This is a genomic window from Micromonospora matsumotoense (assembly GCF_900091525.1).
Classification (GTDB): Bacteria; Actinomycetota; Actinomycetes; order Mycobacteriales; family Micromonosporaceae; genus Micromonospora; species Micromonospora matsumotoensis.
The window spans coordinates 122,711-147,346 of sequence record NZ_FMCU01000011.1 but is presented as its reverse complement, the minus strand read 5'-3'; the positions used below and the strand labels follow the sequence as shown (position 1 = coordinate 147,346).

25 protein-coding genes are annotated in these 24,636 nt (G+C 70.4%); 14 read left to right on the top strand and 11 right to left on the bottom strand.

The window, feature by feature from the left end:
- Window positions 1-102 precede the first annotated feature (102 nt).
- Window positions 103-1,854, bottom strand: coding sequence for a murein biosynthesis integral membrane protein MurJ (gene murJ / locus GA0070216_RS21580; protein ID WP_091249121.1), 1,752 nt, complete (start codon window positions 1,852-1,854; stop codon window positions 103-105).
- 125 nt (window positions 1,855-1,979) lie between these two features.
- Here murJ and GA0070216_RS21575 point away from each other — a divergent pair, with 125 nt between their 5' ends.
- On the top strand, window positions 1,980-3,437 hold the full coding sequence (locus GA0070216_RS21575) for a CCA tRNA nucleotidyltransferase (protein ID WP_091249117.1): 1,458 nt from the start codon (window positions 1,980-1,982) through the stop codon (window positions 3,435-3,437).
- 52 nt (window positions 3,438-3,489) lie between these two features.
- Here GA0070216_RS21575 and GA0070216_RS21570 read toward each other — a convergent pair whose 3' ends face one another.
- The 4 genes from GA0070216_RS21570 to GA0070216_RS21555 are packed head-to-tail and all read right to left on the bottom strand — an operon-like array spanning window position 3,490 to window position 7,194.
- Window positions 3,490-5,010 carry a flotillin family protein gene (locus GA0070216_RS21570; RefSeq protein WP_091249113.1) on the bottom strand — a complete coding sequence of 507 codons (1,521 nt, stop codon included), beginning with the start codon at window positions 5,008-5,010 and terminating at the stop codon, window positions 3,490-3,492.
- 28 nt (window positions 5,011-5,038) lie between these two features.
- Window positions 5,039-5,560 carry a hypothetical protein gene (locus GA0070216_RS21565; protein WP_245722629.1) on the bottom strand — a complete coding sequence of 174 codons (522 nt, stop codon included), beginning with the start codon at window positions 5,558-5,560 and terminating at the stop codon, window positions 5,039-5,041.
- 30 nt (window positions 5,561-5,590) lie between these two features.
- Window positions 5,591-6,679 (bottom strand): TolB-like translocation protein, encoded by a 1,089-nt coding sequence (locus GA0070216_RS21560; protein WP_091249107.1) that lies wholly within the window; start codon window positions 6,677-6,679, stop codon window positions 5,591-5,593.
- The gene (locus tag GA0070216_RS21555; RefSeq protein ID WP_091249103.1) at window positions 6,676-7,194 is read right to left on the bottom strand and encodes a SigE family RNA polymerase sigma factor; all 519 of its coding nucleotides are present in this window, start codon (window positions 7,192-7,194) and stop codon (window positions 6,676-6,678) included. The genes GA0070216_RS21560 and GA0070216_RS21555 overlap by 4 nt, the downstream gene beginning before the upstream one ends.
- A gap of 416 nt (window positions 7,195-7,610) precedes the next feature.
- Between GA0070216_RS21555 and GA0070216_RS21550 the strand changes: the two genes are divergently transcribed.
- Both GA0070216_RS21550 and GA0070216_RS21545 read left to right on the top strand, forming a co-directional pair.
- Window positions 7,611-8,381, top strand: a complete 771-nt coding sequence (locus tag GA0070216_RS21550) for a hypothetical protein (RefSeq protein WP_176739073.1) — start codon at window positions 7,611-7,613, stop codon at window positions 8,379-8,381.
- 43 nt (window positions 8,382-8,424) lie between these two features.
- Window positions 8,425-8,904: a methylated-DNA--[protein]-cysteine S-methyltransferase gene (locus GA0070216_RS21545; protein WP_091249366.1), complete on the top strand. Its 480-nt coding sequence runs from the start codon at window positions 8,425-8,427 to the stop codon at window positions 8,902-8,904.
- 124 nt (window positions 8,905-9,028) lie between these two features.
- Here the strand turns inward: GA0070216_RS21545 and GA0070216_RS21540 are convergent, their stop codons facing one another.
- Together GA0070216_RS21540 and GA0070216_RS21535 are read right to left on the bottom strand one after the other, a co-directional pair.
- Window positions 9,029-9,265, bottom strand: coding sequence for a DUF397 domain-containing protein (locus tag GA0070216_RS21540; RefSeq protein WP_091249098.1), 237 nt, complete (start codon window positions 9,263-9,265; stop codon window positions 9,029-9,031).
- A 4-nt stretch (window positions 9,266-9,269) separates the two neighbouring features.
- Window positions 9,270-10,124 carry a Scr1 family TA system antitoxin-like transcriptional regulator gene (locus GA0070216_RS21535; RefSeq protein WP_091249362.1) on the bottom strand — a complete coding sequence of 285 codons (855 nt, stop codon included), beginning with the start codon at window positions 10,122-10,124 and terminating at the stop codon, window positions 9,270-9,272.
- 156 nt (window positions 10,125-10,280) lie between these two features.
- On the opposite strand from GA0070216_RS21535, the gene GA0070216_RS33930 reads away from it, so the two are divergent.
- The 4 genes from GA0070216_RS33930 to GA0070216_RS21515 all read left to right on the top strand — a co-directional run bounded on the left by GA0070216_RS33930 (window position 10,281) and on the right by GA0070216_RS21515 (window position 11,832).
- Complete coding sequence (locus GA0070216_RS33930) at window positions 10,281-10,469, top strand: hypothetical protein (RefSeq protein ID WP_141723154.1); 189 nt, start codon at window positions 10,281-10,283, stop codon at window positions 10,467-10,469.
- A 109-nt stretch (window positions 10,470-10,578) separates the two neighbouring features.
- Window positions 10,579-10,881 (top strand): hypothetical protein, encoded by a 303-nt coding sequence (locus GA0070216_RS21530; RefSeq protein WP_091249094.1) that lies wholly within the window; start codon window positions 10,579-10,581, stop codon window positions 10,879-10,881.
- Between the two features lie 361 nt (window positions 10,882-11,242).
- Window positions 11,243-11,449: a ribbon-helix-helix protein, CopG family gene (locus tag GA0070216_RS21520; RefSeq protein WP_091249088.1), complete on the top strand. Its 207-nt coding sequence runs from the start codon at window positions 11,243-11,245 to the stop codon at window positions 11,447-11,449.
- A complete protein-coding gene (locus tag GA0070216_RS21515; RefSeq protein WP_091249085.1) occupies window positions 11,446-11,832 on the top strand; it encodes a hypothetical protein in 387 nt (128 codons plus the stop codon). Before GA0070216_RS21520 ends, GA0070216_RS21515 begins: the two co-directional genes overlap by 4 nt.
- Before the next feature lie 58 nt (window positions 11,833-11,890).
- On the opposite strand, the gene GA0070216_RS21510 is transcribed toward GA0070216_RS21515, so the two are convergent.
- Together GA0070216_RS21510 and GA0070216_RS21505 are read right to left on the bottom strand one after the other, a co-directional pair.
- Window positions 11,891-12,970 (bottom strand): inositol-3-phosphate synthase, encoded by a 1,080-nt coding sequence (locus tag GA0070216_RS21510; RefSeq protein ID WP_091249082.1) that lies wholly within the window; start codon window positions 12,968-12,970, stop codon window positions 11,891-11,893.
- A 23-nt stretch (window positions 12,971-12,993) separates the two neighbouring features.
- Window positions 12,994-13,632 (bottom strand): PadR family transcriptional regulator, encoded by a 639-nt coding sequence (locus GA0070216_RS21505; RefSeq protein WP_091249079.1) that lies wholly within the window; start codon window positions 13,630-13,632, stop codon window positions 12,994-12,996.
- A gap of 175 nt (window positions 13,633-13,807) precedes the next feature.
- Here GA0070216_RS21505 and GA0070216_RS21500 point away from each other — a divergent pair, with 175 nt between their 5' ends.
- From GA0070216_RS21500 to GA0070216_RS21490, 3 genes are all read left to right on the top strand, one after another.
- The gene (locus GA0070216_RS21500) at window positions 13,808-14,254 is read left to right on the top strand and encodes a DUF5318 domain-containing protein (RefSeq protein ID WP_091249077.1); all 447 of its coding nucleotides are present in this window, start codon (window positions 13,808-13,810) and stop codon (window positions 14,252-14,254) included.
- Between the two features lie 533 nt (window positions 14,255-14,787).
- A complete protein-coding gene (locus tag GA0070216_RS21495; protein WP_425413176.1) occupies window positions 14,788-17,367 on the top strand; it encodes a transglycosylase domain-containing protein in 2,580 nt (859 codons plus the stop codon).
- A gap of 164 nt (window positions 17,368-17,531) precedes the next feature.
- Window positions 17,532-19,040: a glycosyltransferase family 87 protein gene (locus GA0070216_RS21490; RefSeq protein WP_091249071.1), complete on the top strand. Its 1,509-nt coding sequence runs from the start codon at window positions 17,532-17,534 to the stop codon at window positions 19,038-19,040.
- A 143-nt stretch (window positions 19,041-19,183) separates the two neighbouring features.
- On the opposite strand, the gene GA0070216_RS21485 is transcribed toward GA0070216_RS21490, so the two are convergent.
- On the bottom strand, window positions 19,184-21,124 hold the full coding sequence (locus tag GA0070216_RS21485) for a hypothetical protein (RefSeq protein WP_245722627.1): 1,941 nt from the start codon (window positions 21,122-21,124) through the stop codon (window positions 19,184-19,186).
- A 405-nt stretch (window positions 21,125-21,529) separates the two neighbouring features.
- Entirely contained in the window at window positions 21,530-22,312 is a 783-nt protein-coding gene (locus GA0070216_RS21480) for a deoxyribonuclease IV (protein ID WP_091249066.1), read from the bottom strand.
- Between the two features lie 539 nt (window positions 22,313-22,851).
- On the opposite strand from GA0070216_RS21480, the gene rpsF reads away from it, so the two are divergent.
- The 4 genes from rpsF (at window position 22,852) to rplI (ending at window position 24,500) form a co-directional block, all read left to right on the top strand.
- A complete protein-coding gene (rpsF, locus tag GA0070216_RS21475; protein ID WP_067301247.1) occupies window positions 22,852-23,142 on the top strand; it encodes a 30S ribosomal protein S6 in 291 nt (96 codons plus the stop codon).
- Between the two features lie 79 nt (window positions 23,143-23,221).
- Complete coding sequence (locus tag GA0070216_RS21470) at window positions 23,222-23,758, top strand: single-stranded DNA-binding protein (RefSeq protein ID WP_176739072.1); 537 nt, start codon at window positions 23,222-23,224, stop codon at window positions 23,756-23,758.
- The gene (gene rpsR / locus GA0070216_RS21465) at window positions 23,758-24,039 is read left to right on the top strand and encodes a 30S ribosomal protein S18 (RefSeq protein WP_091249063.1); all 282 of its coding nucleotides are present in this window, start codon (window positions 23,758-23,760) and stop codon (window positions 24,037-24,039) included. Before GA0070216_RS21470 ends, rpsR begins: the two co-directional genes overlap by 1 nt.
- Before the next feature lie 14 nt (window positions 24,040-24,053).
- Entirely contained in the window at window positions 24,054-24,500 is a 447-nt protein-coding gene (rplI, locus tag GA0070216_RS21460) for a 50S ribosomal protein L9 (RefSeq protein WP_091249061.1), read from the top strand.
- The last annotated feature ends 136 nt before the right edge of the window (window positions 24,501-24,636 follow it).

Sequence of the window (24,636 nt, the reverse complement as noted above, 5' to 3'; positions counted from 1 at the left end):
CCCAGGCGGGTGATCCTCGTTCACCCTGCGTGTCCCCTGTCCGGTGGACCCCCGGTGTGGGCTGCGGACCCCGGTGGGTGGTGGACCCCGGTGGGTGGTGGATCAGCGGCCGAGTCGGCGACGCACCATCCCGACCACCTCGGTGATCTCACCGATCCGCAGCACCGTGGCCAGACCCAGGTAGGTCCCGCCGATCACCGCACCGCCGAGCACCAGCCGCACCGCCGCCGCCGTCCAGCTCAGGTTGCCCGGATCGCCGGGGAGCAGGTTGACCACCAGCAGACCGACCAGGGCCGCGCCGAGCGCCGCCACGACGACCTTGCCCACGGTCCGCATGATCCGGCCCAACCCGATCCGGCCGACCCGGGGCCGCAGCAGCATCGCCGAGAGCACCGCCGCCGCCACGTACGAGATGGCATTGCCGAGCATCATGCCGGCCGCCGCGAAGGTGGCCGAGAAGGCGACGAAGACCCCGATCTGGACCGCCACCCGCAGGATCACCACCGGGATGTTGACCAGGGCCGGGGTGCGGGTGTCCGGCAGCGCGTAGAAGGCGAAGGTGAACAGCTGGCTGATCGCGAACGGCACCAGGCCCAGCGCGGCGACCAGCAGCACCAGCGAGGTGGCCAGCGCGTTGTCACCGGTGAACGCGCCGTACCGGAAGACCACCACGGAGACCGGGCCGGCCAGCACCGCGTAGCAGACCGCGATCGGGGCGAGCACCGCCGTCACCATCCGGGTGCCCCGGGACAGGTCGGCGGTGACGTCGGCGAACCGGCCCTCGGCCGCGGCGGCGCTCATCCGGGGCATCAGCGCCGTGATGATCGAGACGGCGATGATGCCGTGCGCCATCATCAGCAGCAGGAAGACGTTGTTGTAGATCAGCAGGCCGGCGTTGCCCTCGTCGCCACCGGCGGCCCGGGTGAGCAGGTTGACCACCACGAACAGACCGAGCTGGTTGACCGCGACGTAGCAGAACATCCACCCGCCGAGCCGGGCCAGCTCGCGCAGGCCCAGCTCGCGGAAGTCGAACCGCAGCTTCCACCGGAAACCCACCTTGCGCAGCGCCGGCAGCAGCCCGGCGGCCTGCACCGCCACGCCGAGCAGGGTGCCCCCGCCGACCAGCAGGATCCGGTCCCAACCGATGCCCTCCGGACCCAGCGCCTTCGCGCCGTACACCACGATGTAGAGGCCGAAGGTGCCGATGACGACCAGGTTGTTGAGGATCGGCGCCCACATCGGGGCGGCGAAGTGCCCCCGGGTGTTCAGCACCGCGGCGATCAACGCGCTGAGGCCGGTGAAGAACAGCATCGGCAGCATCAGGTAGGACAGGTTCGTGACCAGGCCGGTGTAGTCCTGGTTCTTGCCGCCGGCGTAGAGCGTGGTCAGGGTCGAGGCCAGCAGCAGGGCGAGGACCACGGTGACCGCGAGGGCCAGCACCGCGAGGGTCAGCAGCCGCTGGGCGTACGCCTCGCCCCGGTCCGGGTCGGCCTTGCGTCGGCGGACCAGCACCGGGATCAGCACGCTGGTCAGCACGCCGCCGAGCAGGAACTCGTACACCTGGTTGGGCAGGAACTGGGCGGTGGTGAACGCGTCGCCGACGGCGCTGCCCAGCGCGGCGCCGATCATCAGGTTGCGGATGAAACCGGTGCCCCGGCTGACCAGGCTGCCGACCGCCATCACCGCGCTGTTCGCCGCCGCGCTGGTCTCGGCGACCACCTCCTGCGGCGGCGCGGTCGCCTCCACCCCCGGCTGGTTCAGCGGCTCGGCGGAGATGAAGGTCGCCCCGTCGTACGGCCGGAGCCCGTCGTCACCCTGCGCGGCGTTCGCGCTGCGGTAGAGCCCGCCGCTCATCTCCAGCCTCCCAGGGATACGTCGGACGCGGTACCGGTCCGCACGCCATGACCATAGTCAACCCGGCCCCGATACCCGCGCCCGGCGGATCGGTTCCCGTCCCCGCCCGATAGGCTGGCGATCCCATGTCCGAAGCCTCCGCACCCCACGCCGCCGAACGCCGTGAGCTGACCACCGTGCAGCGCAACGCCGTCGCCGAACTGCTCCGCGTCTCGCCGGTCGCCGACGAGTTGGGCCGCCGGTTCGCCCGTGCCGGGCACGAGCTGCACCTGGTGGGTGGTTCGGTGCGCGACGCCCTGCTCAGCCGGCTCGGCGACGACCTGGACTTCTGCACCGACGCCCACCCCGACCAGACGCTGCGGATCATCAAGGGCTGGGCCGAGTCGATCTGGGAGACCGGTCGGGAGTTCGGCACCATCGGCTGTCAGCGTGACGGCCTCCGGTTGGAGATCACCACCTTCCGCGCCGAGGCGTACGACCAGGTCAGCCGCAACCCGGTGGTCGAGTACGGCACCAACCTCACCGACGACCTGCGGCGGCGCGACTTCACCGTCAACGCGATGGCGGTCAGCCTCCCCGAGCACCGGTTCACCGACCCGCACGGCGGCCTGGACGATCTGGCCGCCAAGATCATCCGTACCCCCGGCACGCCCGCCGAGTCGTTCGGCGACGACCCGCTGCGGATGCTGCGGGCCGCCCGGTTCGCCGCCCAGCTCTGCTTCGCCGTCCACCCCGACGTGCGTACGGCGATGACCTCGATGGCCGCCGACCTGGACCGGATCACCGCCGAGCGGATCCGCGACGAGTTCACCAAGCTGCTCTGCGGCACCGACCCGATCACCGGGCTGCGGCTGCTGGTCGACACCGGGCTGGCCGACCGGTTCCTGCCCGAGCTGACCGGCCTCAAGCTGACCATCGACGAGCACGCCCAGCACAAGGACGTCTACGAGCACACCCTGACCGTGGTCAGCAACGCGGTGTCGTACGAGACGGACGGCTGTGACTTCGTGCTCCGGATGGCCGCGCTCATGCACGACGTGGGCAAGCCGGCCACCAAGGCGGTCGGCGCGGACGGTCGGGTCAGCTTCCACCACCACGAGGTGGTCGGTGCCCGGCTGACCAAGGCCCGACTGAAGGCCATGCGTTACCCGAAGGACGTCACCAGCCAGGTCACCAAGCTGGTCGGACTGCACCTGCGGTTCTACGGGTACGGCCGGGGCGAGTGGACCGACTCGGCCGTCCGCCGGTACGTGACCGACGCCGGTGACCTGGTGGACCGGCTGCACAAGCTGACCCGCTCGGACTGCACCACCCGCAACCGGCGCAAGGCCGCCCAACTCGCCGCCGACTACGACGCGTTGGAGGAGCGGATCACCCGGATCGCCGCCGAGGAGGACCTGGCCCGGGTCCGACCCGACCTGGACGGCAACGCGATCATGGAGCTGCTCGGGGTGCCGCCGGGTCCGCTGGTCGGCCGGGCCTGGCAGCACCTCAAGGAGCTGCGCCTGGAACGCGGCCCGCTCGACCGCGACGAGGCCGAGGTGGAGCTGCTGCGCTGGGCCCACGACCAGGGCCTGCGCTGACGTACCCGAAAGGGGGCCGTCCGGATTCCGGACGGCCCCCTTCGTCGTCGGGTCAGCGGGTCTCGACCGCGCTGCCCTCGACCGGCGACTTGCCGTTGGCCGGGGACCCGGCCGACGCCGAGCCCAGCTTGGCGAGCAGGGCCGGCAGGTCGATGCCGGTGAGGTCGGAGCCGAGCTGGAGGCCCTGGGCCACGTTCCCGGCCACCGACTTGGTCAGCGAGGACGCCCCGTCGGTGGAGATCACCGTCAGCTTGTCGATCGCGCCGATCGGGGCGCTGGCCGCCTCGACCACCTGCGGCAGCACCCGGACCAGCAGGTCCAGCACGGCGGCTTCACCGTACGCGGCGAACGCCTCGGCCTTGCGGGCCATCGCGTCGGCCTCGGCCTGACCCCGGGCCAGGATGGCCGTGGCCTCGGCCTGACCCTCCCGCTCGACCGCCTCGGCGATGGCGGACCGCCGCCGCTGCTCGGCCTCACCCTCCTTGGCGCCTTCGATGGCGTTCGCCTCGGCCAGCGCCGCCCGGCGGGCCCGCTCACCCTCACCGGTGAGCCGGGCCTGCTCGGCGGAGGCCTGGGCGGCGGCGATGGTGGCCTGCCGCTGCGCGTCGGCGCTCAGCACGGCCGCGTTACGGGCCGCCTCCGCCTCCTGCTCCACCTTGTACCGGGCCGCGTCGGCCGGCTTGCGCACCTCGGTGTCGAGCTGGCGCTGCTTCAGCTCGGCGTTGCGCTCGGCCACCTTCTGCTGCTCGGAGAGGATCGCCTGGTCCCGCTCGGCCTGGGCGAGCGGCCCGGCCGCCGCCGACTTCGCCTTCGCCGCGTCGATCTCGGCCTGGATGCCAGCCTGCTTCAGCGACAGGTTCCGGTTCGCCTCGGCGATCGCCTCCTCGGCCAGCAGCCGCTCCTGCTCGGCCTGCTGCCGGGCGCGGGCCTCGGCGATGGCGGCGTCCTTGAGCACCCGGGCCGCCTCGGGCCGACCCAGGTCCTGCAGGTACGACCCCTCGGCGAGGATGTCCTGGAGCTGGAAGGTGTCCAGCACCAGCCCCTGGTTGGTCATCGAGTGCTCGGCCTCCTCGGCGACCGCGTTGGCGAACGCGGCCCGGTCCCGGATGACCTCCTCGACGGTGAGCCGACCGACGATCGAGCGCAGCGCGCCGGCCAGCACCTCCCGGGTGAAGTTGTCGATCTCGTCCTGCTGGTGCAGGAAGCGCTGGGCGGCGGCGCGGATCGCGTCCTCGGTGCCGCCGACCTTCACGATGGCCACGCCGTGCAGGTCGGCCCGGATGCCCTGCTTGCTGACCGCGCCCCGGATGCCCACGTCGATGCGGCGGCTGGACAGGTCGAGTGACTGGAGCTTCTGCACCACCGGCAGGACGAAGACCGACGCGCCGAGCACGACCTTCTGGCCGGAGTTGTCGGTGGACCGGCCGCCGTCGGCGGTCTGCGTGGTCCGCCCCTTGCGGCCGGTGACGATGAACGCCTCGTTCGGCCCGGCCACCTTGATCCGGGAGAGCACGAACATCACGAGGACGAGGGCGAGGACGACCGCGCCACCGATGGCGATGAGGAGAGGCATGGGGGGTTCCGTCTCTGCGAGAAGAGGGTCAGTAGGTCTCGACGTGCACGCTGGTCTCGCTCAGCGTCTGCACCACGAAGATCTGCGCGCCGAGCGGGATGGGCTCGTCGGCACGGGCGTTGAGTTTCACCGGCTGGCCGGCGACGCGTACCCGAACCTCGCCGTAGCCGCCGGTCGGGATCGGGGTGACCACCAGGCCGAGCGCGCCGACCAGGTCGTCCCGGGTGGGGGTGGCGTCGGTGCGCATGTCGCGCGCCGCCCGGCTCAGCCGCCCCGCCAGCCACGCGGTGGGCACCGCGGCGAGCGCGCCGCCACCGACCGCCGCCGCGATCATCCCCGGGGTACGCCCGCCGAGCAGCTCGTTGACGATGGCCGCGCCGAAGCCGAACGCGCCGAGGAAGCCGGCGACCGCCTCGACGGAGACCGGACCGTCGACGCCGGGATGACCGAAGTGCAGGAGTTCGCCGCCGAGCAGGGCGAGCGCCAGCACGCCGACGCCCGCCCCACCGATGATCAGAAAGATGAGCGTCCCCGTGGCCACGACCTGCACGGTAGCGACCCGACGCAACGTTCCGCGTGATCATTTGGGGGCGATGGACACCGTCCGTTCGGCCAACTCCCTCGGCAGCGGCAACCGTTGCAGCTCGTGGCCGGCGGGGTCGGCGAGTACGACGTCCCGGTAACCGCCGGGCCGCCGGTAGAGCAGCCGGTCGTCGCCGACCCAGGCGACCTCGGCCACCGGCAGCGGGCCGAGCACCGTGCCGGTGACCGCGTCGACCAGCAGCGGTTCCCGCTGCCCCTGGACCACCACCCGGTTCCCGTCCGGCGACCAGGACCACGGGCCGGCCGGGTCGCCGGGGATCTTGACGAACCGGGTCGGCCGTCCGTCGTCGGCGGAGAAGAACTGCACCCCCCAACGCGGATGGCGGCTGCTCTCGGACCGGGGCACGAAGCTGTCGGTCAGTGGCAACGTCACCTCCCGGCCGTCCCGGGTCCAGGTGAAGGCGCAGTAGTCGGTGCAGAGGTACCTGACGGGGTCCACCAGGTACTCCCGGTAACGCCCGCCGACCTCCAGCACGCCGAGGCGCTTCATCTGGCCCCGCAGGACGGTCACCGCCAGCCGGCGGCCGTCCGGTGACCATTGCAGGTGGTGGATCACCCCCGGGACCCGCTGCCAGCGCAGCTTCCCGGTGGCCGCGTCAGCGAGGCCGAGCTGGCCGGGGCGCTGCTCGTCCCGCACGGCGGTGACCGTGCCGGTGGGGGCCGGCCACACCTCGGCGTATCCGCCGGCACGAACGTAGCGGGACCGGGTGCGATCCAGCACGTACCCGGTGCCGCGGGTCACGCCGCCGGTGACCACCCAGCCACCGGGCAGCGCCAGCGGCCGGGTCGACCAGTCGGCACCGGGGGTGGGCAGCAGCATCGTGCTGGGTGTGGGGCTCGGCGTGGGTCGGGCCGGTTGGACCGGTCGGTCCGGCCGGAGCAGCACGAGCGGCACCAGCACGACGGCCACCGCCACCACCGCGGCGCCCGCTGCGGCGACCCGTCGCCGGGCCCGCCGCCGCCGACCCCGGGCCAGCGCCGCCAGGGCCAGCCCCCCTGCGGGTCGGGCCTCCTCGGCGAGATCGTGTACGGCTGCCCGCAGCGCATCCTCCGCCGGCCGGTTCATCGCTTCACCTCCGGACTGCTGGCGGGATCGAAGGACGGCACCAACTCTCGAAGTCGGGCCAGGGCGCGCGATGCCTGGCTGGCGACCGTGCCGGCCCGGCACCCGAGGATCGCGGCGGTCTGCTCCACGCTGAGGTCCTCCAGGTAGCGCAGGGTCAACACCGCCCGTTGCCGGGGCGGCAGCGTCCGCAGCGCGTCGCGCAGCAGCATCCGTAGCTCGCTGTCGTGACCGCTGTCCCGCTCGCCTGGCCGCTCCGGCAGCACGGCCACCGGCACCTCACGTCGCCGGGCCAACCGCCGCCAGCCCGAGACCTGGTCGTGGTAGAGGATCCGGCGTACGTACGGCTCGGCGTCACCCCGGATCCGGGGCCACCGGGTGTACGCCTTGGCCAGCGCATTCTGCAACAGGTCCTCGGCGGCGTGCTGGCTGCCCGCCAGCGCGTACGCGACGCGCAGCAGCGCGTCCCCCCGTTCGTTGACGAACGCGGTGAACTCCCCGTCGGTGCCTTCGGTCACCGCTCACCTCCGTACCAAAGACGCCCGGCGGCGGCTGAACCTTGCCTCGTCCGACGCATTTTTGTCGCCGTCGCCTGCCGACCGCTCCCGCCTGGGTCCCGCTCGGGACCGACGGGGAGGCGTCGGGCACCCGTCCCGGGATCGGGGCGGCGGCCCGTTGCGCCGCACCGCACCTGAAGCGCCTTCCCCTGCACGGCGCTTAAATAGAACTACTTTCCCGCGCAACTATCGGCAGATGGGAGTTGACCGTTCCGCGCGAGGGGGAATCCCTTGCGCTTGCGGTAACTCCTATCTAACATATTGATAACGCCAAATTGCTGATCCGAGATGAAGCTTCGGATAAATCGAGTCTTGACGCGTACCTCTCCTCTCCAGGGGGCGCCAGCAGGGGCGTTCTTTGCGAGCGAGGAGGGTTCATGAAGGAATTCAGAATCAGTCGGCGGGACGGGCTTGTCGCGCTGGGTGCAGGACTGGGTGCCGCACTGCTCGGTGCGGGTCCTGCCGGCCGGGCGGCGGCGGCCGGGGCGCGCGAGGGCGTCTCTCGGGCCAGCTCAGCCCCGCCGGGTGCGGTCGGGTACAGCATTACGATCCTGAACAATTCGGCGCTCGACGGCATGAACGCCATCCTCTTCCAGGAGATGCCCGTCCTCCCGAGCGACGCGGTCACGCTCGCCTGGATGTCGAAGATGTGCCACCCGTCGACCACCGTCGAATACCAGTGGAACATCGACTACAACTTTGTCTGGGGTCAGGTCGGGGCGCTTGTCCCCGGAACGCAGTTCGTGGCCGGTCAGACCCTTTCTGCGGACCTGACCCAGAACAACCTGGTCACCCTCTCCTACGTCGGCGGCGGTTTCGAATTCGGGCCGACCAACTCCTCGGGAAACAATGGCAGTCTGATAATCAAGGAGGACGCCACTGTCCCGGGGGCGGGCGACCAGGACCAGGGAAGTGTGGGTATCGGCATGTCGGGGGCCGGCACCTTCGTCGTGCCGACCCTGACGAACGCCGGGGTCGAGTTCGACCCGAAGCCCACCTACTGGATCGCCTTCGGAAGCTTCGAGAGCAGCGAGGTGATGGACATTTCCGAACTCACCACACCCGCGCAGGTGTCGTACCCCGCCGGCATGACCAGCGCGAAGGCCGTCTTCGACGGCAAGGGATGGACCATCTCGTACGGGAGCTAGGGTCACCGGCCGGTGTCCCGGCGGGGCGGGAAGAATGGCCGGCATGCGTTGGACCGTGCTGGACTCGCCGATCGGTCAGTTCTCCGTGGCCACCGACGGGACGGCGGTCTGTGGCACGCACTTCGGCCGGGTCACGTCGGCCGACGACGAGCCCGGCGACACGCTGGCCGGTCGGGTGGTCGCGGAGCTGAGGGCGTACTTCGCCGGTGAGCTGACCGGGTTCACCGTGCCGGTGGTCATGCCGCGCGGCTCCGAGTTCGAGCGTGCCGTCTGGCGGGAGATGACCCGCATCCCGTACGGGGAGACACTCACCTACGGCGAGGTGGCCCGGCGGGTCGGCGATCCCGGCGCGGCGCGGGCAGTCGGGGTGGCCTGCAACCGCAACCCGGTGCCGGTGATCGTCCCCTGCCACCGGATCGTCGGTGCGGGCGGCAAGCTGGTCGGCTTCGGTGGCGGCCTACCCCGCAAGGTGACCCTGTTGGAGTTGGAGGCAGGCGTCGCCCTGCGCCGTGCCTGGTCCTGATCGGGTAAAGGCCAGCCCTCGCCTATGCCCTCGCAGTTGGGCCGATGTAGCGGTGTCGGCGGTGAGCGGATACCGCAGTATCGGCACAATGGAGTTGACCATGGAGGTACGGCGGGTCGGTGGGTCAGGGGAGTGGGGCGAGGCGACCTGCGCGGAGGTCCGTGACGAAGGCGGCCCAGCCGGCGGCGGGGTAGAGCAGAAGCGGGCCGCCACGGTCCTTGCTGTCGCGTACGGCGAACCGGCCACTGCCGTCCAGCACCGGCCCGGCCTCGACGCAGTTACCGTCGCCGTTGCCGCTGCGGGTGCTGACATGCCAGGCCACGGGGAGTCCGGCGTTGGTGAGGGGGTTGACCATCGCCATGCGCTCACTCCAGACGTGCTTCCAGATCGAAGAGAACCCGCTGCACGGCACCGTTGCGCAGCGCCGTCCGACGCAGTCGATCGTAGCGCTGGTGCAGCGAATCGGCCTTCTCCCCTTCGACCACGACTGTTCCGACAACGGTGGAGATGCAGCCGGCAGGTGGATAGGGCCGGCGCATCCGGAAGACGTCGAAGGCGCCGTTCGGGCTGGCGTGGGCTCCTGCGGTGAGCGGCAGGATCATGATCTCGACGTTCGGCCAGCCGGCCATCTCGCGGAGATGGGCGAGTTGGGGGCGCATCGTCTCGGGCCCGCCGACCATCCGGCGTAGCGCACCTTCATCGATGATGACCGAGAGTCGGATCGGATCGGGTTGACTCAACCGCTGTTGACGGGTCATGCGCAGATCAACGAAGCGGTGAAGCTGATCGTCCGCGAGATCCTCGTCGGCGGCCCGGATGACGGTCTCGGCATATGTCCTGGTCTGGAGCAGGCCGGGGATGACCGAATCCTGGAAGGAGTCGATCGCGGTGGCTCGACTCTCCAGCCAGATCCAATCGATCAGGGATGCGGCGACGTTGGCGGCGAGTCCATCCCACCAACCCTTCTGCCACACGTCCTGCGCCATCGTCTTGAGGTCGTCACGTCTCTTCGGGTCGTCGATCCCGCATACGTCGAGGTAGGTCAACACCTCTGGTACCCGGGCCGGCAGCATGCCGGATTCGATCCGGCTGACAGTGCTGGCGTTGCGGTTGAGGCATTCGCCCACATCCCGCAGCGTCAGCCGGGACTTCTCCCGCATCTCGCGGAGCTGCTGACCGAGCCATTGAGCGCGGAGCGTGGACGCATGTTCGTTCGGCATGTCCTCTCCCCACCTCCCTCCGACCTTGTAGAGCATCTCGAAAACATTCCACCGATGCAAGCTTGCATGACGTTCCATCATGCTGCATTCTGCGTGTGGCTGCGATTACCGAAGGTGATCGAAGGTGATCGAAGGTCGAGATGAGGACGGACCGGGGTGGGACGGCTTGGCGGCATGCCCACCCCGGTCCGGGAACGAGCCGAACGGGAGGCGCAACGCGATGGCCGGCGTCCCGGGGAACGACTCCCCGACTGTCTACCACGTCGTACCCGCACGGAGCGGGTGCCGGCGCGCTTCGCGATGCGTACCCACTCGGTTTCCTGGGCCGGTGACGCGCTGAGCTGATGGCGCACCACCGGCCCCGAGCCGGGCGGACGTGCGGAACCCCGCTGCGAATCCCCCTCGTGGTGGTGACCCCGGGACCGTGCGTCCGCCCCTTGGCGAAGGGGTGCCAGTGGGCCTGTACGAAACCCGGGCGCGGGTGGAGAGCCGCGCCGCACACGAGATCATCACCGCGCACGTCGCCGATCCCGAGAGCCAGCAGTGCCGGGTCTGCCTGGCCGTCGTCCCGTGTCCGTCGGCCAACGCGGCGGCGAATCGCCTGGTGGAGCTGGGTCTGCCGGTGCTCGATCCGGTACCCCCGCAGCGGCGCTGCGCGCTGCGGCGCTGGCTCGCCCCGCACCGGCGTGGGCGAGCACGGCCGGCACCGCTACTCAGTTGGGCCTGGCGGTGGCGACTCGGGTCGGCGGTGGGCTGATGCGGCTCAGCTTCGATCCGGAGGAGCCGCCGGTCGATCCGCCGGCCGAGTGCGTGTCACCGACTATCTGGCGATGGAGTCACCGGCTGCACCGCTGTCATCTACTCGCGGACGACGGCGGGTGCACCTGTGGGGCACCGTTCCCCTGCCAGGCGCGGCGGCTCGTGGAGCGTGGCTTCCTGGCGGCGCTCGGGTCGGGCGTCGGAGTGGGCCGAGTGGATCTGCTCGACCGGCTGATCGCACAGTCCGTCCGCCCCGATCCGAGCGATCCTCGCCACCATCGTCCTGGACTACCCAGTGAGGAGGAGACGTGACGCCGAGCGTGGTTGACCAGCCGACGGGCGAGTTATACAACTCTGGTATGGCCTTCACCCTGAACCTGAAGCCCGAGGTCGAGCAGCGACTCAAGGAACTCGCCGAGGCGGAGCACCGGTCGATGCACAAGACGGTCGAGGTGGCGGTGCAGGCCTACCTGGACCGGCACGACCGGGACGAGTGGACCCGCCAGGCCGCGCGCCGGGTTCGCGAGCGGAACGCCGAGTTCTACGAAATGCTGGGCGACCGGTGACGCGGGCCTGGCCGGACGCCGAGGATCTGCTGCTCCTGCTCGCGGACAGCACATCTCCCCGGACCATCGTGCGCGACGGTGGGATTCTCTTCGCCTCGGCGGCGCGTCCCCACGCCCAGTTGCTGCAGGGCCGGGTATATCCGACACCGCTGGACCAGGCGGCGGCACTCCTGCACGCGATCATGATCTGGCGGCCGCTCGACATGTGGAACGCCAGTCTCGCCTGGACGGCGGCGGACATCCGCTTGGAACGTTCCGGCTTCGTCCTCACCATGCCGGCCAAGGACCGGATGGCGTTGACCGATGCGTTGACCAGCGGCGAGGTCGACTCGGTCGAGGAGTTGACGTTGCGGCTGTCGCCGTATCTGGAGATGGCGGGCTGAACACGCGAGGGCCGGGTCCGCACGGACCCGGCCCTCGGTGGTGCTGGTGGTCGGCGCGTCAGCGCTCGATGTCGCCCTTGATGAAGGACTCGACGGCGGCGTGCGCGTCGTGGTCGGCGTACTGCTCCGGGGGGGACTTCATGAAGTACGAGGAGGCCGAGAGGATCGGGCCACCGACCTTGCGGTCCAGGGCGATCTTGGCGGCCCGGACGGCGTCGATGATGACACCGGCGGAGTTCGGCGAGTCCCACACCTCGAGCTTCAGCTCGGCGTTGAGCGGGGTGTCACCGAAGGAGCGGCCCTCCAGGCGGATGTAGGCCCACTTGCGGTCGTCCAGCCACGGCACGTGGTCCGACGGGCCGATGTGCACGTCGCTCTTGACCATCTCGTGCGGGATCTGGGACGTCACCGACTGGGTCTTCGAGATCTTCTTCGAGACCAGCCGGGTGCGCTCCAGCATGTTCATGAAGTCCATGTTGCCGCCGAAGTTGAGCTGGTAGGTGCGCAGCAGCTCGACGCCCCGGTCCTCGAACAACTTCGCCAGCGCGCGGTGCACGATGGTCGCGCCGACCTGGCTCTTGATGTCGTCACCGACGATCGGCAGGCCGGCGTCGGTGAACTTCTGCGCCCACTCCGGGTCGGAGGCGATGAAGACCGGCAGCGCGTTGACGAAGGCGCAGCCGGCGTCGATCGCGGCCTGGGCGTAGAACTTGGCGGCCTGCTCGGAACCGACCGGCAGGTAGCAGACGACCACGTCGACCTGGGCGTCGCGCAGCGCCTTGACCACGTCGACCGACTCGGCGTCGGACTCCTCGATGATCTCGCGGTAGTACTGGCCCAGGCCGTCGAAGGTCGGGCCGCGCTGGACGCTGATGCCGGTGGGCGGCACGTCGCAGAGCTTGATGGTGTTGTTCTCGCTGGCGACGATCGCCTCCGCGAGGTCCATGCCGACCTTCTTGGCGTCCACGTCGAACGCCGCGACAAAGTCCACGTCCGATACGTGGTAGTCGCCGAAGGTGACGTGCATGAGACCCGGGACGCGGTCGTTCGGGTCGGCGTTGCGGTAGTACTCCACGCCCTGCACGAGGGACGAGGCGCAGTTACCCACACCGACGATGGCGACGCGGACGGAGCCCATAGCGTCTGCCTCCTTCTTCTTCATCACGGCCGCTCATTCCTGGACTCTCCAGGCGGAGGCGGGCTGTTGTTGTCTCGTGGACCGCCGGCCGTCCCGGGTCGCGGGACTGTCGGGGCACGGCCGGAGCGCTCGTTGGCGATGAGCTCCTCCAGCCAGCGGACCTCGCGCTCGCACGCGTCGAGGCCGTGGCGTTGCAATTCCAGGGTGTACGCGTCGAGACGCTCGGCCGCCCGGCCCAGCACGTCCCGAAGTCCTTCGCGACGCTCCTCGATCGTGCGGCGGCGACCCTCCAGGATGCGCAGCCGGGTCGCCTGGTCGGTGCGGGCGAAGAACGCGAAGTGCACACCGAAGCCCGTGTCGTCGTACGTCTCGGGCCCGGCCTGCGCGATCAGCTGGGCGAAGCGTTCCTTGCCCTCCGCAGTGATCTTGTAGACCACCCGACCTCGTCGGCTGGTCAGCGCGGGAACCTCCTCGGCGGTGGCCGGGGCGTCGGTGGCTTCGGTGATCCAACCCGCCGCCTGCAACCTGCGCAGGGTCGGGTAGAGCGAGCCGTAGCTGATCGCTGCCCGGATGGCGCCGAGCTTGGCGGTGAGCTCCTTGCGGAGTTCGTAGCCGTGCATCGGGGCCTCCTGAAGGAGGCCGAGGATGGCGAGTTCGAGCACGGGCCACCCTTTCCTTACCCTCGGAGCGGCAGGTTAACCGCCTCGATGTATCGGACCGATACATCGCACGTTAGTACCTCGTCTGCCGTCAGGGCAAACCCCCGTTCCGCGCCAGCCCGTGCACGGATCGTGACGGTGGTCGCCCCACCCGATCGGAACGCGTACCCTTTGCCGCATGCGGACGTCTCGTCAGGTCGTCGACTACTCGCTGCAGAAGCGAGCAGTGCTGCGTGACGTGCTCGCCGGCCGGGTCGGCACGTACGACGTCTGCGACGCCTCGCCGTACCTGAAGAACGCGGCCCGCTTCCACGGGGAGCCGACCGAGCAACGGTGTCCGATCTGCCGGAGCGAGAACCTCACCCACGTCCACTACATTTACGGGGACGAACTCAGGCAGTCCGCCGGGCAGGCCCGCACGCTGGCCGAGCTACCTGTGCTGGCGATGACGCTGCGTGAGTTCCAGGTCTTCGTGGTGGAGGTGTGCCTCGGCTGTGACTGGAACCATCTCGTCGAGCAGTTCCTGCTCGGCCGGGACGGGCTGGCCGAGGGCGGCCCGGAACAGGGTGTGGCGGAGGCCGCCACGGCTGCCACGCAGGAGCGAAGGCGAGAGGCGCAACGGTGAACCTGGCTGCTCCGGTCGACTCTGGTGTCGTAGGACACAGACACCGCGACCGGCGGCCCATCGGCCCGATTGGCCCGAATGATGTGGAAATTGCAGCGCGCATCCGGCCCCTTGCCGGCCCCATGGCGCGTGTGTCAACTCACGGCAACCCGGTGGTGGCGCCCTCGCGTCCCACCGCGACCGGCAGGGTGTGAGGAATGAACTCGTACGGCGATCCCAGTTCCCCGCGCGCGCGGGCCCAGGTACCGGGTTCGAACGGCGGCCCCGGACCGGGGGCGGACGACGCGTACCCCCGACGGGGCGGTGACGCCTGGGGTGCAGCCCCGGCCGGCCGAGCCTCGGTCGGCGGTGCCGCGCCCACCGGACGGGCCTCGGCGGCGGTGCCCCCGCCGCGCGCGACAGGCGGTGCGGCCCCGGTCGGCCGGGCCGGCCCCGGTCGTGCCTCGGTGCCGGTCTCCCCGGCCGGGCCGGGTCGTGCCTCCGTGCCGGTCTCCCCGGCGGCGTCGGGGTGGGGCGGCGCGGGTCGTGCCTCCGTGCCGGTCTCCCCGGCGGGTGGACCGGCCGGGCGGGCCAGCGTCGGGACGGCTCCCGCCGGTCGGGCCAGCGTCGGCGCGGCCTCGGTCGGCTCCGCCGGGCGGGCCTCGGTGGCGCGGGCCGGCGTCGCGCCGGTCGGCGGCGGCGGCGGACCGGGCGGCCCGAACGGGCCGGGTCGTGGTTACGGCGGTGGTGCCGGCGGCGGGCGCGGGCGCGGGCCGGGTGACCCGGACGCGCTGGCGCGGGCGAAGCGGCGTAAGCGGATCAACCTGCTGATCGCCGGCTTCGCGGTCTTCATCATGCTCGCCGGCCTCGGTGTGGTCGGGTTCACCTACTACTCCACCACCGTGGTGCTGCCCGCCCAGATCAAGTTGCCGCTCGCCACGACCATCTACGCGGCCGACAACAAGACGGTCATCGCCAAGGTGGGCGAGCAGAACCGGACGTTCGTCTCGATCAACCAGATTCCGCAGCACATGCGGGATGCGGTGGCGGCGGCGGAGGACAAGAACTTCTACGAGCACGCCGGCGTCGACTACAAGGGCATCGCCCGGGCCGCCTGGAACAACCTCTCCAACGGCGACAAGCAGGGTGCCTCGACGATCACCCAGCAGTACGCCCGCAACGCCTACGAGAACCTCCAGGACGACTCGTACGCGCGGAAGGTGAAGGAGGCGATCGTCGCCTCCAAGCTCAATGATCAGTTCACCAAGGAACAGATCATGGAGCACTACCTCAACACCATCTACTTCGGTCGCAACGCGTACGGCATCGAGGCGGCGGCGCAGACCTACTTCGGCAAGTCGGTCTCGAAGATCGACGTGGCCGAGGCCGCCGTGCTCGCCGCCCTGATCAAGCAGCCGGAACCGAGCGCCACGCACAAGGGTTTCGACCCGGCGCTCAACCCCGTCGAAGCCAAGGACCGCTGGGACTACGTCATCAAGAACATGATCGAGATGCGCTGGGTCGACGCGCCGAACCGGCCGGCGCACCCGACGGAGTACCCGAACAAGACGTTGCAGACCCCGAAGGAGTCCCGGTCCGGCGTCAAGTTCGGCGTCAACACCCCGATCGGCAACGTCATCAACTACGTCTCGGCCGAGATGCGGGAGAAGAAGCTCTGCACCGACAACGACGCGGAAGTGACCGAGCGTAAGCCGCGCTGCTCGGCGATGCTCCGCGAGGGTGGCTACCGGATCAGGACCACCATCGACAACAAGGTGCAGAAGGCCGTCACCACCGCCGCCCAGCGCAGCACCAAGGGCTCCGAGTTGGACGGCGCGCGCAAGAACCTGATGGCCGCCGTGGTCTCCATCGACCCGCGTAACGGCCGGGTGCTCGGCTACTACGGCGGGGACGACGGCACCGGCACCGACTACGCCGGCACGAACACCGACACCAACGGCAACGTCACCGGCGGGCATTCGCCCGGCTCCAGTTTCAAGATCTACACGCTGGCGGCGGCGTTGGAGGCGGGCAAGTCCGTCGACTCGCGGTGGAAGGGCCGGGCGTTCACCCCGGAGGGCGACAAGTTCCGGGTCAGCAACGCCGGCACCGACAACCCCAGTTGTGGTGACTCCTGCACGCTGCGGGAGTCGACGCTGAAGTCGCTGAACGTGCCCTTCTACCACGTCAGCCTGGACATCGGGCCCGACAAGATCGTTGACATGGCGGCCAAGGCCGGCGTCAGCATGATGTGGCAGACGAACGTGAGCCCGCCCAAGGGGCACGACCTGGCCAAGGAGAAGGCCGCCGACCTGGCGCCCGACCCCTTCTACCACGTGGTCGCCTACGGTCAGTACCCGATCACCGTGCTCGACCACGCCAACGGCATCGCCACCTTCGCCAACAAGGGCATCTACAACAAGGCCCACTTCCTGATCTCCGCCGAGAAGCAGAACAAGGAGACCGGCAAGTGGGAGAAGCTCGGCGGCGAGCAGTTGAAGCCGCAGAAGCGGATCAACCCGGACGTGGTCGCCGACGTGACCGACGTGCTGAAGGACTACCCGGGCAAGATCAACCACACCCTGGCGGACGGCCGGAAGGCCACCGCCAAGACCGGCACCTGGGAGCTCAAGGAGGGCACCGACCAGAACGGTGACGCCTGGACCATCGGGTACACCCCGCAGCTCGCCACCGCCGTCTGGGTGGGCAACAAGGGCAAGCGGGAAGCGATCAAGCTGAACGACGGCACCAAGATCAGCGGTGCGACCATGCCCGGCGAGATCTGGGAGCGGGTCATGAACGGCGCGCTCAAGGGCGAGGACAAGCTGGACTTCCCGCCGGCGGCGAAGGTCGGCGACCCGGAGTCCGGCAACGGCACCCCGCCTCCGCCGCCTCCGCCGCCGCCGAACGCCCCGACCGGGCCGAACTGTGCCCCCACCGACCTGCAGTGCCTGCTGGGCGGCGGCAACCAGGGCGGCAACCAAGGTGGGAACCAGGGCGGCAATCAGGGTGGCAACCAGGGCGGTAACCAAGGTGGAAACCAGGGTGGCAGTCCGCCGAACCCGAACCCGCCCCCGCCGAACGGGGCCGGAAACGGCGGTGGCATCCTGCCGACTCCGCGTACCCGGGACTGAACTGACACCGCACTGACGAGCATCTATGCTGCTGCCGGCGGCCCGCAAACCTGCGGTCGCCGGCAGCAGCGTCTTTCGGGCAGCCTGCGGCGGTGCGGCCCGTCGGACTTCCGGTGGAACATGCTGCTCGTCCGAGAGCCATTCATAGGGCAGGATGCATTCTCATGAGCACCCAGCCGACGACCGGCATCGACGACGCCGGGAGCAGCGACCACCCGTCCCGATCGGACGGCTTCGTCCGGGGCGTCTCGGAGGCGATCGGCGGGCCGCTCGGCGACCACGCCGTCGCCGTCGACCGGCCCGCCGGTCGGGAGAGTCGGTTCTGGACGGCGGCCCGGATCGTGCTGGCCCTGGCCTGCCTGACCCTGGCCCTGCACTGGGTGCAGAAGGCGCCCTGCCAGAACGGCGCCTGGCAGAACAACATCCAGTACACCCGGATGTGCTACACCGACGTGCTGGCCCTCTATTACGCCGAGGGCCTGCACGAGGGCAAGGTCCCCTACCGGGACCACCCGGTGGAATACCCGGTGCTCACCGGCTACATGATGGGCGCGCTCGGCCTACCGGTGCACGCCGTCGGCGTCGACGACCCGACGATCAACCAGGGCCGGTGGTTCTACAACGCCAACGCGTTGACCCTCAGCGCGCTCGCCGTCGCCACCGCCGCGGTGATCCTCGCCCTGCGCCGCCGACGACCCTGGGACGCGGCACTCTTCGCCCTGGCCCCGGCGCTGTTCCTCACCGCCACCGTCAACTGGGACTTCCTCGCCATCGGGCTGGCCGCTCTCGGGCTGGCCGCCTGGGCGAAACGACAACCCGTCCTGGCCGGGGTCCTGCTCGGCCTGGGCGGTGCGGCGAAGATGTGGCCGCTGTTCCTGCTCGGCCCGATCCTGATCCTCGGCCTGCGGGCGAATCGGCTGCGGGCCGCGTTCACCGCCGTCGCCACCGGCCTGGTCGCACTGGTCGCGGTGAACCTGCCGACGGCGATCCGCTACCCGGACAACTGGGGTCGGTTCTTCGAGCTGAACACCACCCGGCCCATCGACTGGGGCACCCTCTGGTACATCGGGCGGTACCTCGACGGCAAGGTGAACACCGGCGCCCCCGGCGACCAGGGCCCCTTCCAGTGGCTGAACGGCAACATCCCCACCCTCAACAACCTGTCGTACGCCCTGTTCGGGCTGGCCTGCATCGGCGTGGCCGTGCTGACCCTGCGGGCACCCCGCCGGCCCCGGCTGGCCCAGCTCGCCTTCCTCGTGGTGGCTGCCTTCCTGATCTTCAGCAAGGTCTGGTCGCAGCAGTTCGTGCTCTGGCTGCTGCCGCTGGCGGTGCTCGCCCGACCCCGCTGGGGGGCGTTCCTCGCCTGGCAGTTCGCCGAGGTGTGCTACTTCGTCGCCTTCTACGGCGAACTGCTCGGCTCGGCCACCAGCCGGCCGGTCTTCCCCGAGGGCGTCTTCGTGCTGGCCTCGTCGCTACGGCTCGGCACGGTGGTGGTGCTCTGCGTCCTGATCGTCAAGGACATCCTGCACCCGGAGCGGGACGCCGTCCGCTGGACCTACCCCGACGACCCGGACGGCGGCGTCCTCGACGGTGCCCCCGACGCCCCCTGGCTGACCAAACTCCGTCGCAAAACCCCCGCCCCCGAACCAGAACCAGCCCCCACCCCCGCCTGACAGCCGCACCCCACCCAGACGCGCAAGTCCGAGACGGCCCCCGCGTCCGTCAGGCGGGGGCGGGGGAGCCCAGCCGGCTCCGGGCGGTCAGGCTTGATCCCTGCGCCGGCTGGGCTCCCCCGCCCGCCCCACCGCAACCCGCCTCAGAGACGGAACACCACGGCGTTGCCGACCTGTTGGCGGGTGATGCCCAACTGGTCGACCGGCGCGTTCACGGTCACCTCCCACGGCGTACCGACGATCTGGTCCCGCAGCACCACCACGTTGCGTACGCCGAGGGTGCGCAGGTAGTCGACGCTGGTCTGGTCGGGGAACGCCGCCGTCACCCGGCGGACGTCGTCGAGCTGTTTCGGGGTGAATCCGCTGCCGCCGTTGACCACCTGCGGGAAGCGGCTCGTCGACCAGAGCATCACCGGCTGGTCCTGGTTCTGGCTGCTGGGCAGCACCAGCAGTGGACCGTCCACCGTGCGCATCGCCGCCGGTTGCTCCGGCACCACCGGGTGCGGCGTGGTGTTCAGCCCCTCCACGACCACCAGCAGCAGTGGCAGCAGGGTGGCCGCCCGCAGCCACGGTGACGGCCGGGCGGGCACCCGCTCGGTGCTCAGCTCGCGGACCCGCTGGGCGAAAGCGCTCACCGCACCGGCCGCCAGCAGGGCGAGCAGCAGGGTCGTCCAGAGCATCATCCGACCGGGCGTGCGCAGCCCGTTGAAGCCCGGCAGGTACTCGAAGAGCGGCGCGTAGGTGAAGGTGCCGTCGAAGAACCGGGTGCCCATCGCCAGCACCATCGTGACCAGGACTCCGGCCAGCATCCACAGCCGGTGCCGCAGCCGCCACACCGAGAAGAACAGCCCACCGGCGGCCAGCGCGTAGAGCACGAAGCCCGGCAGCAGGGTCATCTCCGGATGCCAGGGCAGCGTCGCCCGCGCCCCCTCGTGCAGCCCACCCCAGATCCTCGATTCGGCGGGCGCGGTGAAGAAGCCGCTCGCCGGCGGTGAGTAGACGCCGATGTCGCCGATCGTCCGTTCCGCGTTCGGGTGCAGCTCGGCGACCTTGAAGTACGGCACCGCCAGCAGCGCGCCGACGGCGGCGAAGAGCAGCCCGCCGACCAGGTCGGCGACGAACAGCCGCCGCCCGAAGGGCCGCCGCCCGCGTCGTCGCCGCTGCCAGAACCACACCGCTGCCGAGACCAGCAGGGTCACCGCCAGGACGTAGGCGAACACCAGGCCGATGCCGAAGCCCAGGCTGAGCTGCCAGGCCGCGACCGCCCAGCCGGCGTACGCCCAGCCGACCCGGCGGCGCTCAGGCCGGTAACCGTGCCGCAGTGACCAACCGTGGCCCCGGGCCAGCATGGCCAGCGCCAACGGAATGCCACCGTTGGAGATGATGTGCAGGTGGCCGGCCTGGGCGAGCAGCCACGGCGCGTAGGTGTAGCTGACCCCGGCGACCGCCGCACCGATCCGGCCCGCGCCCAACTGCCGGGCCAGCACGTACGCCCCGAAGGTGGCCATCGCGTGGGCCAGCACGAACATGATGTTGTAGCGGAGCACGGCGGCATCCGGACCGGTGCCGAGCAGGCCGGCCGGGGCGTACCCGAGCAGCATGTCGGAGAAGGCGAAGCTCCAGGGCTCGGGGAAGAACGTGTTGGACTGGAACAGTTGCCCCGGGTTGGTCCGCAGGGCATGTCCGGACCAGGCCATCTGCCAGGCCTGGAGGCTCGGGTCCCAGTAGTCCTGGGGCAGCGTGTAGAGCGGGTACCGCAGGGTCGGCCAGGTCATCCCCACGGCCAGGGCGAGCGAGGCGAGGACGGCGAGCGTCCACTCGTGCACCAGGAACCGGCCGGTGGCGCGGGCCGCCCGTCCGGGGCGGCCCGGCACCGGTTCGGGCGCGGGCGCGAACGAGGTCCACGGATCGGCCTCGGCGGCCGGCTCCTGTTGCTCCGTTTCGCCCCCGGCCGGTTCGTCACCCCGGCCCTTCCCGGCCTCGTCCTTCCCGGCCCTCCTTCTTGTGAGCCGGTCTTTCCAGGTCCTGGACTTCCCGGCGTGGTCGGTCGTTGTGCCGGCCTGGTCGGCCGTCACCGCGGTCATCGCTGCGGCCTTCTCCGTCGACGTCCCCGCCGGCTGGGCTTTCGCCCCGGTCGGCCCGGGGCCGGCTCCGGCCTTCCCGCCCCCAACCCGGCCGTCGTCGGCTACCGGGCCGCCCTCGGCGGGCTCCGCACCGGCTCCGTCGGGTGGCCCGTCGGGTCCGGCGGGCTCCGCACCGGCTCCGTCGGGTGGCCCGTCGGGTCCGGCGGGCTCCGCACCCGATCCGCCGGGCTGTGGGTCGGGTCCGGTGGTCGGGGGTGGCTCGTCCCTGCCCGGCTTCGAGCTGTCCCGCGCGTCGGGTGCCGGCCGGCCCTGCGGCGACCCCGCCCCGCCCCCGGAGGTCGGGTCCGTGCCGTCTGTCTGCCGTGGCGGCTGGCTGCCGCCCGTCGCGTTGGTGGTCATCGGCGCTCAGGCCTCCGTGCCGAGTTGCTCACGGAGGAAGGCGATGTCGGCGCCCTGACCGGTCGCGCCGCCGGGAGTCTCCACGATGACCGGGGCGTCCGCCGCTCGGATCACCGCCACCAGCAGCTCCGGGTCGATGGTGCCGCCGTCGAGGTTGTCGTGCCGGTCCTGCCCGGAGTTGAACCCGCCCTTGGAGTTGTTCGCGTGCACCAGATCGATCCGACCGGTGATCGCCTTCACCCGGTCGACCAGGTCGAGCAACTCCTCGCCACCGGCATGGGCGTGACAGGTGTCGAGGCAGAAGCCGACCTCGTAGTCACCGAGGGCGTCCCAGAGCCGGGCCAGCGCGTCGAGCCGCCGGGCGCAGGCGTTGTCGCCACCGGCGGTGTTCTCGATCAGGACGGGCACGGGGAAGCCGCCGGAGTCGGCCGCGTAGGCGAAGGTCTTGCGCCAGTTGTCGAAGCCGACGGCCAGGTCGTCACCGGCGTTGACGTGGCCGCCGTGCACGATCAGCCCCCGGGCGTCGAGCTGCGCCGCTGCGGCGGCGTGGCCCAGCAGGAGCTTGCGGCTGGGGATGCGGATCCGGTTGTTGAGGGTGGCCACGTTGATGACGTACGGGGCGTGCACGTAGAGGTCGACGTCGGCGGCGCGCAGCCGGTCGGCGTCCTCCCGGGGTTCCGGGGCCTTCCAGCCCTGCGGGTCGGAGAGGAAGAACTGCACCGCCTCGGCGGCACGGGTGGCCGCCTCCGCCAGCGGGTCGGCCGGGTCGACGTGGGCTCCGATACGCATGCAGGCGAGCCTACGTCCCGTCCCCGACGCCGGCAGGTGACGGTCGTGGGCAAGTCGTGCCGTTCCTCTGCCCCTGCCCGCCGCGCCGCAGGGCAGGTGGCGTCACCCGACGACCCCGGCGATCGTTGACCGAGGTGGGACAGTCGGACGAATAGTTGCAATTCGGCTATCGCGTGACGATTGCCGTTGTACCGTCGGATAACAACAGGATGAAGCTCCGCGGGGTGTCCTCGATCCAACCTCATCGGTGTGGTCGTTCCTCCCCAGGTCCCACCCAAGGAATGCGGACGGGACGCCCCGCGGCCCCGTGGACAGGGGTCCACCGCCGGCCTTCGGGTGTCGCGGTGGGCCCCTGTCACCTTTCCCGCCCGGCCGGCTCGCGCCGTCGGGTCGACCTGCCCGGGCATGATCGTCGGGGCCGGGTATTCTGGTCAGGTTGTCCGCGTCCGGTCGGGTTCCCCCGGTCGGGACGGGCACGACGCACGACCTCCTGCCACGGAAGGACCGTGGCCGCCTAGCCCACAGGAGGTGAGCACGTCTTGCGTCATTACGAAGTAATGGTGATCCTCGACTCCAGCCTCGAGGAACGCACCGTCGCACCCTCGCTCGACACGTACCTGAACGTGATCCGGACCGCGGGTGGCTCGGTCGAGAAGACCGACGTATGGGGCCGCCGGCGCCTCGCGTACGAGATCAACAAGAAGGCCGAGGGCATCTACGCCGTCATCGACCTTCAGGCGACGCCGGAGGCGGTGGCCGAACTCGACCGCCAGCTGCGGCTCAACGAGTCCGTGCTGCGTACCAAGGTCATTCGACCGGAGATGCGCTAAGCATTCAACCCCGGTTCGCCCGGATCAGCCTCGTCGGTGATGTCGTAGGGCTCTGCGAGTCTGTACGACGCAACGATGAGTGCGCGAGGAGATGGTCATGGCAGGAGATACCACCATCACGGTCATCGGCAATCTGACCGATGACCCCGAGTTGCGGTTCACCCCGTCCGGTGCGGCGGTCGCCAAGTTCCGGGTCGCTTCGACGCCCCGGTTCATGGACAAGACCACCAACGAATGGAAGGACGGCGAGCCGCTCTTCCTGGCCTGCACCGTGTGGCGGCAGGCGGCGGAGCACGTCGCCGAGTCGCTCCAGCGGGGCGCCCGCGTGATCGTCTCGGGTCGGCTGCGTCAGCGGTCGTACGAGACCCGCGAGGGCGAGAAGCGCACCGTCATCGAGCTCGAGGTCGACGAGATCGGCCCATCGCTGCGCTACGCCACGGCGAAGGTGCAGAAGATGTCGCGCTCCGGTGGCGGCGGCGGAGGCTTCGGCTCCGGTGGCGGTGGCAACCAGGGCGGCGGCGGAGGAAACTTCGACGACCCGTGGGCCTCTGCTGCTCCGGCCCCCTCCTCGCGCGGTGGTTCGGGCGCCAATTTTGATGAGGAGCCACCGTTCTAATGGCGCCGAGCGCCCGCGATCGCAAACCAGGAGCACGTGCAACGGCCAAGGCTGCGGCACTTCGCAAACCAAAGAAGAAGGTGAACCCGCTCGACAAGGACGGGATCGCCTATATCGATTACAAGGACACCGCGCTGCTGCGCAAGTTCATCTCCGACCGCGGCAAGATCCGCGCTCGGCGGGTGACCGGGGTCACCTCGCAGCAGCAGCGGCAGATCGCCCGTGCGGTCAAGAACGCCCGTGAGATGGCGCTCCTGCCGTACACCGCCACGGCCCGCTGAGAGGAGGCACCGACATGAAGATCATCCTGACCCAGGAAGTTTCCGGTCTCGGTGCCCCCGGCGACATCGTCGAGGTCAAGAACGGCTACGGCCGTAACTACCTGCTGCCGCAGGGCTTCGCGATCAGCTGGACCAAGGGTGCGGAGAAGCAGGTCACGGTCATCAAGCGGGCCCGCTCGGCCCGGGAGATCCGCGACCTGGGCCACGCCACCGAGGTCAAGGACCAGCTTGAGGGCCTGAAGGTCAACCTGAAGGTCCGCGCCGGCGACGGTGGCCGGCTCTTCGGCTCGGTCACCCCGACCGAGGTCGTCGACGCCGTCAAGGCGGCCGGCGGTCCGGTCCTCGACCGTCGTCGGTTGGAACTGCCCGGTCACATCAAGTCGACCGGCTCCTACCCGGTGCGGATCAAGCTGCACCCCGAGGTGTCCGCCAAGTTCGACCTCCACGTCGTCCAGGGCTGACCTCACCGCACAGCAACACCCGACATGGCCCGCACCGGCACCCGGTGCGGGCCATGTCGCGCTGTCCGTGGGTGGCGTAGAGGTGCAGCGGCGGCGTTCGCCCTGGCACCGTCGACGGCACATCGCGGGAGTCGGG

Coding starts and splice junctions, on each gene's coding strand:
- murJ (WP_091249121.1), bottom strand. CDS start 1,854: ATGAGCGGCGGGCTCTACCGCAGCGCGAACGCCGCGCAGGGTGACGAC.
- GA0070216_RS21575 (WP_091249117.1), top strand. CDS start 1,980: ATGTCCGAAGCCTCCGCACCCCACGCCGCCGAACGCCGTGAGCTGACC.
- GA0070216_RS21570 (WP_091249113.1), bottom strand. CDS start 5,010: ATGCCTCTCCTCATCGCCATCGGTGGCGCGGTCGTCCTCGCCCTCGTC.
- GA0070216_RS21560 (WP_091249107.1), bottom strand. CDS start 6,679: ATGAACCGGCCGGCGGAGGATGCGCTGCGGGCAGCCGTACACGATCTC.
- GA0070216_RS21550 (WP_176739073.1), top strand. CDS start 7,611: ATGAAGGAATTCAGAATCAGTCGGCGGGACGGGCTTGTCGCGCTGGGT.
- GA0070216_RS21545 (WP_091249366.1), top strand. CDS start 8,425: ATGCGTTGGACCGTGCTGGACTCGCCGATCGGTCAGTTCTCCGTGGCC.
- GA0070216_RS21540 (WP_091249098.1), bottom strand. CDS start 9,265: ATGGCGATGGTCAACCCCCTCACCAACGCCGGACTCCCCGTGGCCTGG.
- GA0070216_RS21535 (WP_091249362.1), bottom strand. CDS start 10,124: ATGCCGAACGAACATGCGTCCACGCTCCGCGCTCAATGGCTCGGTCAG.
- GA0070216_RS21520 (WP_091249088.1), top strand. CDS start 11,243: ATGGCCTTCACCCTGAACCTGAAGCCCGAGGTCGAGCAGCGACTCAAG.
- GA0070216_RS21510 (WP_091249082.1), bottom strand. CDS start 12,970: ATGGGCTCCGTCCGCGTCGCCATCGTCGGTGTGGGTAACTGCGCCTCG.
- GA0070216_RS21500 (WP_091249077.1), top strand. CDS start 13,808: ATGCGGACGTCTCGTCAGGTCGTCGACTACTCGCTGCAGAAGCGAGCA.
- GA0070216_RS21490 (WP_091249071.1), top strand. CDS start 17,532: ATGAGCACCCAGCCGACGACCGGCATCGACGACGCCGGGAGCAGCGAC.
- GA0070216_RS21485 (WP_245722627.1), bottom strand. CDS start 21,124: ATGACCGCGGTGACGGCCGACCAGGCCGGCACAACGACCGACCACGCC.
- GA0070216_RS21480 (WP_091249066.1), bottom strand. CDS start 22,312: ATGCGTATCGGAGCCCACGTCGACCCGGCCGACCCGCTGGCGGAGGCG.
- rpsR (WP_091249063.1), top strand. CDS start 23,758: ATGGCGCCGAGCGCCCGCGATCGCAAACCAGGAGCACGTGCAACGGCC.
- rplI (WP_091249061.1), top strand. CDS start 24,054: ATGAAGATCATCCTGACCCAGGAAGTTTCCGGTCTCGGTGCCCCCGGC.